Source organism: Halpernia humi, assembly GCF_900108025.1.
Lineage (GTDB): Bacteria > Bacteroidota > Bacteroidia > Flavobacteriales > Weeksellaceae > Halpernia > Halpernia humi.
Genome location: NZ_FNUS01000006.1, coordinates 237,027 through 248,574, shown reverse-complemented (window position 1 = coordinate 248,574; position 11,548 = coordinate 237,027). Strand labels below are relative to the sequence as shown.

15 protein-coding genes and 1 other RNA gene are annotated in these 11,548 nt (G+C 31.7%); 2 read left to right on the top strand and 14 right to left on the bottom strand.

All coding sequences use genetic code 11. The features are described 5' to 3' along the window. Positions 1–138: 138 nt before the first annotated feature. Positions 139–492 (bottom strand): MmcQ/YjbR family DNA-binding protein, encoded by a 354-nt coding sequence (locus C4S29_RS12550; protein ID WP_103914440.1) that lies wholly within the window; start codon positions 490–492, stop codon positions 139–141. 273 nt (positions 493–765) lie between these two features. On the opposite strand from C4S29_RS12550, the gene C4S29_RS12545 reads away from it, so the two are divergent. After that, on the top strand, positions 766–1,419 hold the full coding sequence (locus C4S29_RS12545) for an NAD(P)H-binding protein (protein ID WP_103914439.1): 654 nt from the start codon (positions 766–768) through the stop codon (positions 1,417–1,419). A gap of 48 nt (positions 1,420–1,467) precedes the next feature. Here C4S29_RS12545 and C4S29_RS12540 read toward each other — a convergent pair whose 3' ends face one another. The 12 genes from C4S29_RS12540 to C4S29_RS12490 all read right to left on the bottom strand — a co-directional run bounded on the left by C4S29_RS12540 (position 1,468) and on the right by C4S29_RS12490 (position 10,677). Next, positions 1,468–2,049, bottom strand: a complete 582-nt coding sequence (locus tag C4S29_RS12540; protein ID WP_103914438.1) for a glutathione peroxidase — start codon at positions 2,047–2,049, stop codon at positions 1,468–1,470. Between the two features lie 44 nt (positions 2,050–2,093). Beyond that, on the bottom strand, positions 2,094–2,759 hold the full coding sequence (locus tag C4S29_RS12535; protein ID WP_103914437.1) for a histidine kinase: 666 nt from the start codon (positions 2,757–2,759) through the stop codon (positions 2,094–2,096). 95 nt (positions 2,760–2,854) lie between these two features. After that, a complete protein-coding gene (gene kdsB, locus C4S29_RS12530; RefSeq protein ID WP_103914436.1) occupies positions 2,855–3,592 on the bottom strand; it encodes a 3-deoxy-manno-octulosonate cytidylyltransferase in 738 nt (245 codons plus the stop codon). Between the two features lie 90 nt (positions 3,593–3,682). Further along, positions 3,683–4,150: an RES family NAD+ phosphorylase gene (locus C4S29_RS12525; protein WP_103914435.1), complete on the bottom strand. Its 468-nt coding sequence runs from the start codon at positions 4,148–4,150 to the stop codon at positions 3,683–3,685. Further along, on the bottom strand, positions 4,151–4,618 hold the full coding sequence (gene parS / locus C4S29_RS14950; protein WP_233740549.1) for a type II RES/Xre toxin-antitoxin system antitoxin: 468 nt from the start codon (positions 4,616–4,618) through the stop codon (positions 4,151–4,153). A gap of 64 nt (positions 4,619–4,682) precedes the next feature. Then, positions 4,683–5,936, bottom strand: coding sequence for a pyridoxal phosphate-dependent aminotransferase (locus C4S29_RS12515; RefSeq protein WP_103914434.1), 1,254 nt, complete (start codon positions 5,934–5,936; stop codon positions 4,683–4,685). A gap of 71 nt (positions 5,937–6,007) precedes the next feature. After that, the gene (locus C4S29_RS12510) at positions 6,008–7,720 is read right to left on the bottom strand and encodes a phospho-sugar mutase (RefSeq protein ID WP_103914433.1); all 1,713 of its coding nucleotides are present in this window, start codon (positions 7,718–7,720) and stop codon (positions 6,008–6,010) included. 129 nt (positions 7,721–7,849) lie between these two features. Next, entirely contained in the window at positions 7,850–8,551 is a 702-nt protein-coding gene (locus C4S29_RS12505; RefSeq protein ID WP_103914432.1) for a GIN domain-containing protein, read from the bottom strand. A gap of 1 nt (position 8,552) precedes the next feature. Beyond that, on the bottom strand, positions 8,553–8,951 hold the full coding sequence (locus C4S29_RS12500) for a hypothetical protein (RefSeq protein WP_103914431.1): 399 nt from the start codon (positions 8,949–8,951) through the stop codon (positions 8,553–8,555). 15 nt (positions 8,952–8,966) lie between these two features. After that, entirely contained in the window at positions 8,967–9,917 is a 951-nt protein-coding gene (locus C4S29_RS12495; RefSeq protein WP_103914430.1) for a glycosyltransferase family 2 protein, read from the bottom strand. A 3-nt stretch (positions 9,918–9,920) separates the two neighbouring features. Then, the gene (locus C4S29_RS14770; RefSeq protein WP_159969856.1) at positions 9,921–10,082 is read right to left on the bottom strand and encodes a DUF6364 family protein; all 162 of its coding nucleotides are present in this window, start codon (positions 10,080–10,082) and stop codon (positions 9,921–9,923) included. Positions 10,083–10,098: 16 nt separating this feature from the next. After that, on the bottom strand, positions 10,099–10,677 hold the full coding sequence (locus C4S29_RS12490) for a DUF4199 domain-containing protein (RefSeq protein ID WP_103914450.1): 579 nt from the start codon (positions 10,675–10,677) through the stop codon (positions 10,099–10,101). Positions 10,678–10,724: 47 nt separating this feature from the next. Here C4S29_RS12490 and ffs point away from each other — a divergent pair. Continuing rightward, positions 10,725–10,822, top strand: an RNA gene (ffs, locus tag C4S29_RS12485) — signal recognition particle sRNA small type. Positions 10,823–10,866: 44 nt separating this feature from the next. Here the strand turns inward: ffs and C4S29_RS12480 are convergent. Further along, positions 10,867–11,547, bottom strand: a complete 681-nt coding sequence (locus C4S29_RS12480) for a metal-dependent hydrolase (RefSeq protein ID WP_103914429.1) — start codon at positions 11,545–11,547, stop codon at positions 10,867–10,869. Position 11,548: the final 1 nt, after the last annotated feature.

Below are 11,548 nucleotides of genomic sequence, written 5' to 3'. Positions count from 1 at the left end.
TTTCGTTTTTAAAAAAAAAAAAAAAAAAAAAAACAGATTTGCAATAGAAATATTAATTATTTTTAAATTTTTCTGATTTTATTAATAATATCGCTAAAATATAGACTTTAAAGAATTAATTAATGTATGTTATATCTTTTAAATTGCCAAAACCTCATCTCTCATTTTTTTGGTTAAAGATTTAAAAACCAAATCATAAGATTCATCGATTAATTTTTTAATTAAATCTGCTTTTATACCTTCGCAAACTACTGAACTCCAGTGGGCTTTATTCATGTGATAAGCGCCTTCAATTTGCCAAAATTCTGCTCGAAGTTCTATATTTTTTTCTGGTGTATTTTTTAACGATATTTTAAGCGGCTGAGATTCTAAAGACATCAATAGAAATATTTTGTTTCCGACTTTAAAAACTAAAGTTTCTTCATTGAAAGGAAATGATTCAGTCACGCCTTTCTTTTTTAAACAATATTCCTGAATTTCTTCCGCTTGCATTTTTAAGTTGTTGGTTGTCAGTTGATAGTTGTCAGTAACAATTAAATTGAAGTCAAATTTAAAAAATAATTGTCGATTTTTGCATTAAATTGCAGCCCGACTTGAGTGGAAATCCTTTTTATTTTTATTGCGATGGCGATAAAGTTCAACGGATTGCTTCGCTTCGGTCGCAATGAAAATAAAAAGATTGGGAACGGAAGGCGGAAATGTCTGCCACAAAATAATTAATAAATTAGCATTCGACAAAGTAAAATGCTGCCCAAAAAATAGTATATGAAAGCACTCGTTTTAGGCGCAACTGGCGCAACTGGTAAAGATTTAACGAAATTATTATTGGAAGACGAATCGTTTTCTGAAGTTCATGTTTGTGTGAGAAAACCTTTAAACATAGAAAATTTAAAACTTAAAACGCACATCGTTAATTTTGAAAATTTTGAAGAATGGGAAAATTTAATTTTGGGCGACGTCGCCTTTTCTTGCATGGGAACGACTTTGAAAGCCGCAGGAAGCAAGGAAGCGCAACGAAAAGTGGATTTTGATTTTCAATTGAATTTTGCAAAAGCGGCCAAGAAAAATGCTGTGAAAAATTATGTTTTAGTTTCTGCTTACGGCGCAAACGCGAAATCTAAAATATTCTACAGCCAAATGAAAGGTGAATTGGAAAACGCAATAAAAAATCTTAATTTCGAGAAAACTACGATTTTCCAACCAGGAATGTTGGATCGAAAAGGAAGTGAAAGATTGGGCGAAGTTGTAGGTTTGAAACTATTAAAATTCGTCAATAAAATCGGGTTGTTTAAAAGCCAAAAACCTTTGCCAACAGAGATTTTAGCCAAAGCAATGGTGAATGCTGCCAAAATAAAATCTAACGGTTTTTCTAAAATAAAACTTGCTGCAATTTTTAATTTTGCTGCAAAAAATAATTAAAAAAAATCCGGCTCATTTGCCGGATTTTATTTTATAAAAAGTTTGATTTTATTTAAAGTATTTTGTGATACTTTCACTTGTTGGCTTTGTTGTGCTGACAAAACTATCAATTAAATGGCCGTTTTCATCCAACAAAAATTTTGTAAAATTCCAAAGAATTGTTGTGTTTTTTACGCCATTCAAGTTTTTATCTTTTAAAAATTTAAAAATGGGTGCGGTATCGTCGCCTTTCACAGAAACTTTTGCCGCCATGGGAAATGTTACACCATAATTTCTGGTACAAAAAGTACTAATTTCTTTATTACTTCCCGGTTCTTGCCCACCAAAATTATTTGCTGGGAAACCTACTACAACTACTTTGTCTTTGTATTGCTCTGCAACTTTTTCTAAATCTGCGTATTGCGGCGTGAAGCCACATTCTGAGGCAGTATTTACAATTAAAATTTTCTTGCCTTTAAAATCGGCGAAATTGATAGTTTTCCCTTCTTCTAATGCGGGCACTTTGAAATCATAAATGGATTCTGGTTTCATTTCTGTAGTTTGTGCTATTGTTTTTTCTTTTTTTTGATTGGTGCAACTTTGTAAAAATGCACCGATTGAGAGTATAAATATAAAGGTTTTTTTTAGCATGGCTTATGAATTTTTAATTAGTGATTTATAAATTTTAGATTCAATTATTTTAATTTAAAAGTATTTGCAGGAAATTCCTTATTAATTTCTATTTTATTAATAAGCATCACATAATCTCCATCTTTTTTTGGTGACGAAGATTCTATTCTGTAAGGCATCAAAAGTGAACCCACTTTTCGGTAATCGGAATAACTTAAAGTTTCGTCTTTCTTAACTTCTTTTAAAAGCATAAAAGTTTTAACATCAAAATAGTAAATTGTTTTATTCACGTTTTTAGTCAATTCTACTTTATAGCAAAGGTTTTCGCCAATTTTTTCTTGACCTTGAAGTTCTGCAGTGAAGCCTTTGTTTTCATAGTCTATAAAATCATTATCAAAACTTTCTGGTTTGTAATTTTCATAAACTTGAAGTTTGTTTGTGGCATAATTCATTGCGTAGCCTTTTTCTCCATCAAAACCCTCAATTGCAGTATCTTTTTTACCAATTGTAATAACAGTTTTCGTAAGATTTGGACGTTGCTGGTAAATTTTTATTGGATAAATATCATTTATACCTAAAGAAACTTTTCCTTGTAAAATAATAGAATTCAATAACTTCCAGTTGGTTAAACCACCAGATTTATCTAAATTTTGTTGGATAATATCTTTTGCAGTTTGTGCAAAAATAAGACTGCTACAAATTAGACCAAATAAAATTATTAATTTCTTCATTAAATGAGTACAAAAATGTGAAAATAGATTCTTTTAAAGATTGATTTGTCAAATATAGTACTTTAATAAAATACGAAGCTTGTCAAAAATCAGTTTTAAGGTTTTTTTATGTTTAATAATGCGCGTGCTTTTTCCAAATCTTCAGGAACATCGATTCCGACACCTACAAAATCTGTTTCCACCATTTTAATTTTCATGCCATATTCTAAATAGCGAATACATTCTATTTTTTCTGAAATTTCGAGTGGCCGCATTTCTAAATTTGTAAATTTCAAAAGTGCTTCTTTTCTAAAAGCATAAACGCCGATATGTTTGAAATATTCCGTTGCTTTAGAAATTTCTCGAGGATAAGGAATTACTGAACGGCTAAAATAAAGCGCGAAATTTTGTTCATCGGTAATGACTTTTACATTATTCGGATCCGAGATTTCTTTCACATCAAACATTTTGGTTTTAAGTGAAGCTAAAGAAATTTCTTTCTTTTTATCAGATTTAAAAACAGAAATAAGTTCTTTTAATGGTTTTTTATTTAAAAAAGGTTCGTCTCCTTGCACATTTACAACAATATCGCAATCTATATTTTTTATGGCTTCTGCAATTCTATCGCTTCCAGTTTCGTGGTGTTTTGTGAAAACTGCTTTGCCACCATTTTTCTCAATTTCCTTTAAAATAATTTGGGAATCTGTCGCCACAAAAACATCATCAAATAATTTTGTTTTCACTACATTTTCATAAGTGGTAGAAATAACGGTTTTATTTCCTAGCATTTCCATCAGTTTTCCTGGGAACCTTGTGGCTTCATATCTTGCGGGAATAACGGCTATGATTTTCATTTGTTGCAATATCTATTTTTTATTGGTCAAATGTAATCGCCATTTTTCACCAATGTTTTTTATAAGAATTATTTTAGCGGCGATTTCAATTTAATTATATTTTTTTAAAATATTTTCTAATCTATAATCTGGAATAAAATCTAAAACATCAATAATTTCCACTTCTTTATATAATGGATGTTCAGAATTAATAACGATATTAAAATTTTGCGGAACTACAGCGGAAGGCACTTTTAATAGCAAATGATTTCTTCTTACAAACCACTCTTCTGATAAAGTTTGACAAACAGCATAATTCCTGAAATTTCGCCAATCTACCGGTAATTTTTCCGAATTAATTTCATCAAAAGTTGCAGAGTCTGGAATGGAAATGAGCATAATTTTAAAATCATCATTAAAACCCAAGCCTTTGCGCTGATGCATTAATTCTAAATAAGCCAAAGCAATAGTTTTTGCGGTATAAAGAACTTTTTGACCCGCAAAATTCCACCTTCCCTCGATGCCACTAGCGAAAAGTGAATCTGCATACTTCCTATGAACCAATCTGTAAACCAACATTTATAAGGGGTAACCTTGTGCTAACTTTTCTATTTCTTCTGCAATTAAATCTACACCACCAGAAGTATTTAAAAAATCTAAAGGTTTTTCGTCAGAATTATAAAACGGCCGCTCCATCCAAGCACTAAACTCTTTCACATTTCCAAATATATCAATACCTAATTTATATAATTTCACGATTTTTAAAAGATGCTCGCTATAATTGGGATCTAAATCTTTATTTTGATCCCGATAATTACTGATCGTTCTTGGAGATAAATTAATAATGCTTGCCAATATTTTTTCTGGCATATTTATTTTTTCTGCTAATGTGTAAAAAACTTCGGTTTTTACGCCTTCATTTGCCTTTTTTATAAGAGAATAATTATCTTTAAATATATGACTACTAAATGAATTGGGTTTACTGTAAACCGCTGCTGGCTCAGAAACCTGATCTAAATCTGTACTTGAAGAATATTTTTTTTTCACGATTTCTATACTTTTACACTACAAATTTAGAATTGTTTCTTCAGATAAAGTGAATTTTTTCCACTTATTTTAATTTTTCTAAAGCAGATTTTAATCTTGGTAGCATATCTTTTATTTCATCTAAACTCAACCCACCAACTGATGCTCGAAACCAAGGCATTTCTGGCGAACTTCCAAAAGCGGAAAATGGAACGAGTGCGATTCCTGCGTCCTTAATTAAATAAAAAACCAAATCTGATGAAGTTTTTATTTCACTTCCATCTGACAAATATTTCCCAATGTAGTCTAATTTTATAGTAAGATAAAGCGCGCCCATTGGCACGATGCTTTCCACGGCAAAATTTTCATTTTTTAAATCTTGAATTCCGTCGTGCAAAACCTTTAAACTTTCTTCAATTTTTGCTTTAAAATCATTCACGAAAGTATCTACATTTTCCTTGTGCTGGTAAAAATTTCCTACAGCCTGCTGTTCGGGTTTTGGTGCCCAAGCGCCAACGTGAGTAAGCAAAGCCGTCATTTTTTTAATGATCAATTCTGGCCCAAAAGCCCAACCAACGCGAACGCCTGTTGCTGCCAAACATTTTGAAATTCCATCAATAAAAACTGTGAATTCTGCCATTTCCGGGAAAAGCGATACCGGGTTGAAATGCTCTGCGCCAAATGTTACATTAGAATAAATTTGATCGTACATCACATAAAGCGGTTTCTGATTTTCACCACGAGATTTGTTTTCCGCTAAAACCAATTCGCAGATTTCTGATAATTGCGATTTAGAATACATGGTTCCAGTCGGGTTCAAAGGTGAGCAAAGTGCTAGTAAAACAGTACCTTTTAGATGCGATTTCAGATCTTCCGCTGTTGGCAAAAAATTATTTTCTGGTGAAGTTTCAACTTCAACTTTGTTGGCAGAAGTAAGAAAAGCATAATGGTTATTATTCCAGCTTGGGATTGGGTAAACCACTTTCTCGCCTTCATCTACGATGGTTTTAAAAAACGCATAAATCAAAGGCCGAGATCCAGCCGCAATTAAAACCTGGTTTTCATCGTAATCTAAATTCCAACGATTTTTAATATCATCTGAAATAGATTTTCGTAACGAAAGCAATCCATTCGAAGGCGGATAATTTGTTAAATTATTTTCGTAGGCCTTTGAAATTTCTTCTTTTAATAATGTAGGAATCGGATAAATGCTAGAATTCAAATCACCAATTGTTAAATTTGCAATTTTTTTTCCTTGCGATTTCAATTCGTTAACTTGATTTCCGATTTTTAAAATTTCTGATCCTACTAAATTTTCCGCTAATTTTGATACTTTCATTACTGAAATAATTGATGATTTATTATTTATTATTGAATACAAAAGACATTTTACTCTTTTTCTAAAGATTTCTAAAGTTTTAAATCTTTTTTAATGCCTTCAATTTTATTGTTTAGGATAACTAATTTTTCTTTAAAATCTGCTTCAGATTCAACATTTCCTTTCACAGAAAAGTAAAATTTAATCTTTGGTTCTGTGCCAGAAGGACGAATACAAATTTTAGAACCGTCTTCGGTATAATAAATTAGAACATTAGATTTCGGAATATCATCCATCACTTCTCTCCTATTTTCTTGCAAATATAGGCAAGTTTGCTCTTGGAAATCTTTTACTTCAATTACTTTCGAACCTACTAATTCTCTTGGCGGGTTTTCTCTAAAATCCACCATCATTTGTTTAATTTCTTCTGCGCCATCTCTTCCTTTTTTAGTAATTGAAGTTAGGCTTTCGTAGTACATTCCGAGATCGCGATAGATTTCTATTAAATATTGATACATCGTTTTGCCGTGTGCTTTGCAAAAAGCCGCAATTTCGCAAGCTAATAAAATACTGCCACAAGAATCTTTATCTCGCACAAAATCGCCCGTCATAAAACCGAAACTTTCTTCGCCACCACAAATAAATTTTTCTTGTCCTTCAAAGTCACGGATCATTTTACCAATCCATTTAAAACCGGTTAAACCCACTTTACAATCTACGCCAAATTTCGAAGCAATATCAAAGAAAATATCTGAAGTCACAATTGTAGAGCCAATAAACTCCTTTCCGTTTAGTTTTCCTCGGCGTTTCCATTGGTCTAAAATATAATAAGTGAGAATTGTGTTGCACTGATTTCCGTTCAGCAATTGCATTTCGTTTTCTAAATTTCTCACAGCAATTCCCAGTCTATCGCCATCTGGATCTGTCCCAATTACGATATCTGCATTTACAATTTTTGCTAAATCTAAAGCCATCTCCAAAGCGGCTGGTTCTTCAGGATTTGGACTTTCCACAGTCGGGAAATTTCCACTTGGAACCATTTGTTCTTGCACCAAATCTATTTTTTGAAAACCTGCTTTTCTTAACGCTTTCGGAACTGTCGCATAAGTTGTTCCGTGAATGGAAGTAAAAACAATGTTCAGATTTTCTTTACAAATATTTTGATAGGTTGAGTTTTTAATACAAGCCTCAATGTAAACATCATCTTGCTCTTCGCCAATCCATTCTATTAAATCATCGTTTCCATTAAATTTAATTTGATCGAATTTTGTATTTTGAACTTCATTTATAATTGCTGAATCTTGCGGTGGAACGATTTGCGCACCGTCATTCCAATAAACTTTGTAACCATTATATTCTGGCGGATTATGCGAAGCCGTCAACACGATTCCTGCATTGCATTTTTTTTCTCGAACAGTAAAAGACAATTCAGGCGTCGGACGGTGATTTTTAAACAACAATACTTTGATGCCATTTGCCGTTAAAACATCGGCGCACATTTTCCCAAATTCTTTTGAATTATGACGCACATCGTACGCAATTGCCACTTTAACTTCTTCGTTAGGAAATTGTTGCAAAATATAGTTGGCCAAACCTTGCGTGGCTTGCCCGAGAGTATATTTATTTAAACGATTTGTACCAACGCCCATTATGCCGCGCATTCCGCCCGTTCCAAATTCTAAATTTTTATAAAAACTATCATCTAAATCTGGCGAATTTGAATTAATAAGTAATTCTACAGCGTTCTGTGTTTCTTCGTCAAAAGGCTCATTTAGCCATAGTTTTGCTTTTTCGATGGAAGTCATATTTTTTTAGTTTTATTTGGTTTGATATTGTTTAATCTCGTTTAATATTGTTTGATGTTGTTTCAAATTATTTTATTTGGTTTAAAAAGTTCTCATATCAAACATTTTGAAATCATTTGAAACCTTTAACTACTGCAATTCTTTATTCTGAACTGTGGCCGTTTTTTCAATTTTAAAAGCACTTACGGGACTTCCATAATAATTAAAAGTCGCCGTATTTTTTACTTCACCACTTATTTTATTTTTTATATTTAGTTCAGAATAATTGCCTTTATCGGAATTGATTTTCAAATCATTAATAATCCAATAAGGCGCAATCAAACTTGCCGTATCAGAAATTTTTACAAATGCTTGATTGCTCTTTCCCATTAAGTTTGCGCGGCTTTTATCCGTCATATCCAGTGCAACTTTTGCGGAATTCACAGCACCAATAAATTTAGCACTATTTTTTAAATTAAGTTTAAAATCTGGGGATTTTATTTCACCAGAAATATTAAATTCTACAGAATCTGCTAGTTTTGCTTGGTTTAATTGAGATTTAGAATAAATGCTAATGTTATAAAAATCAAGATCTTGCGTTTCTCTTTTTTCGTGAATGTCTAAAACATTATCTTTTACGTTAATATCAAGATTTTTGTAAAAATTTGGATTGGTTTCTACCGCCACGAAATTTTTCTGCGAATGGATAAAAAATACCCTAAATTTCCCCTTCAAATCTACTTGATTGAAATCTGCTAATTTAATTTCATGTGTTTCTATTGGCCCTTCTGGCTTAACCTTGGAGCAGGAAACGATTGTGAAAATTGTAAATAAGAGTAAAATTTTTTTCATTTTAATTTTTCCTATAAAAATAATTATAATTATCTTGTGTACTTAATACCAAATACCTTTCCGTTAAATATTTAACTTTAAGTTTAAGAGTGTCCCCTTTGTTGTAAATTTCTTTAATAATTTTATTTTGCTTATCGATTAAAAATTTACCTCTGTCTGAATAGTCACCTTGATTACTCATAAATTGACCGCTTTTCTCATAAATTTGGAATGGAGTTCCGAAATTAGATTGATACTCATCTTTAGACAACTTACCAATCGATTTAAACTCACCTTTAAAAAAATTTAAAAAAATCCATTTCCCATACAAATTTTCAAAGTTAATTTTTGAATTTGAAACTATTTGTGAAGAAACTAAAGTGTAAAATAAAAGAATTATAATATATAAAACTTTTTTCATTATTAATAATTTTAATTAAATTTTTTCATCAATATAGTAATTCTTATGATCTCTATTATTTCTAATAATCATTTCGCCTAAAAAGCCTGCGATAAAAAGCAAAGTTCCAAGTATCATCATCGTCAAGGCGATAAAAAACCACGGATTATTTGCTAAAAGATGTCCGTAAATTCCACGCGAAACATCAATTAACTTGGATAACCCAAGCCAAAAAGCAGATAAAAAACCGAATAAAAACATTAAAGTTCCTGCAGCGCCAAAAAAATGCATCGGTCTGCCTCCAAAACGACTTACAAACCAAAGCGTCACTAAATCTAAAAAACCACGAACAAATCTTTCGCTGCCAAATTTTGAACTTCCGTAGGGTCTTGCTTGGTGTTGCACTTCTTTTTCGGTAATTTTTCTAAAACCTGCATTTGCTGCTAAAACCGGAATGTAGCGGTGCATATCGCCATAAACATCAATAGATTTTACGACTTGTTTTTTGTAGGCTTTTAAACCACAATTAAAATCATGCAATTCTACACCTGATAATTTTCTTGCTGCGGCATTGAATAATTTTGAAGGCAAATTTTTTGTCATTACATTATCAAACCGTTTCTTTTTCCAGCCAGAAACAATATCAAAATCCTCAGAAATAATCTTGTCATAAAGTGAAGGAATTTCTTCTGGGAAATCTTGCAAATCTGCATCCATTGTGATAATTATTTCACCTTGCACTTTTTCAAAAGCAGCGTGAAGCGCTTGTGATTTGCCATAATTTCTTGAAAATTTTATCCCATGAACGTTCGCATTTTGAACGGATAAATTTTCAATAATACTCCACGACAAATCTGTGCTTCCATCATCTACGAACCAAATTTCGTAGGATAATTGATGGCTTTTACAAACCAAATCTATTCGCGAAAAAAGTTCTTCAAGAGATTCTGCTTCGTTTAAAAGCGGTATTACGATGGATAAATTCATTAATTAAAATTGATGCGAAAAGTTATTTAAATATTTTTTTTCAAAATTAAGTGTTTTAAAATAATCTTCCACAATTTTCGGAACTGTGGAATTATTATTTTTAGCAAAAGCCTTAATATTTTCTACCGTATCATTCTTAACCACTAACGTTAATCTTTTTCTCATAACTCAAATTTAAAATTTATTCAGGATTTCTACTTCTGAAAAATGAAGCCATAAAAAAGGAAAAAATTACATCAAATAAGAAAATGGCACCGAAATAATAAGAAAAATATTTAAATGTAAATACATCTTTTCCTTTCAATTGCTCTTTGCTAAAACTCTGCATACTAGCATTAAAATCTTTATCGAGATCATCTTTTTCTTTCTGGGTTTTTAATCGAGATTTTTCTTTGTTATAAACTTTTAGCAACTCATTTTTGTTGGTTTGTGTGAACTGATAATTTAGTAAATCTTTTGCGCCAGTATCCACATAATTTAAAAAAACAAACATACTTATAATGGAAAGAAATCCACCGATAAACATTGGCAAAAAAGAATTCTTAAAGGCGGTTCTAAAATTTATACTATGACTTTTTTTCCAAATTTTCCGAACCGAAAAAAATGCAACGAGAGCATACAACAATGGCAAAACGAAAGAATTCACTTTCATTGTTACATCAAAATAATGCAATCCATTATAAAAATAGTAAACTCCTAAAAAAATTAAAAAGGTGATAACGAATAAGATAAGTCCGTAACGGACGGGATTTTGTGTCATTTCTAAAATTTTATTTTCAAATTTTGCTAAAATTTGTATATTTGCACCGGCAAGTCCTACACAACCAGCTCCTGAGAATCCTCCAGGGTGGGAACGCAGCAAAGGTAATCGGTTGTAGCGGTGTGATGTAGATCGCTTGCCATTTTTTTATTTTAAATTTTGAGAATTTTTATTCTCTTTTTTTTTACTTTAAATTGTAAATTCTTCGCCTAATTCTGGCAAAATAAGTTCTACATTTTTCTCATTAAATAAGTTTTTCGCCACATCATGATCAATTTTTATTGGTGGAAAAGTATCAAAATGACAACCAATCACTTTCGGGCATTTTAATAATTCCGCCGCTGCAAAACTCGCTTTTCTCGCGCACATGGTATAATGCGAACCAATCGGTAAAATGGATAAATTAATCTCACCAAATAATTGTGGAAAATACGCCATATCTGCCATTACACCGGTATCGCCGGCAAAATAAATATTGTTTCCCGGAAATCTGAAAATATAACCTGAAGGTTCGCCACCGTAACTTCCATCTGGGAAAGAACTCGTGTGAGACGCCGGAACCATTGAGATTTTTAAATCTGAAAATTTTGCGGAACCTCCAAAATTAATATCAATAGAATTTTTTGCCTTAAAATAGCCGCAAATTTCTGGTTGACCAATTAAAGTCGCTTCAGGATGATGTTGTAAAACTTCCGCAACATCTGCGATGTGATCGCCGTGCGCGTGAGTAATTAAAATATAATCGATTTTTTGCGCGGAAATATCAAAGCCTGATTTATCTTTACTAAAATTGTAAAAAGGATCTGTAAGTATTGTTTTTCCGTCGTAAGTAAACAGGAAACAGTTTTGTCCTAAAAATTTTATTTTCATT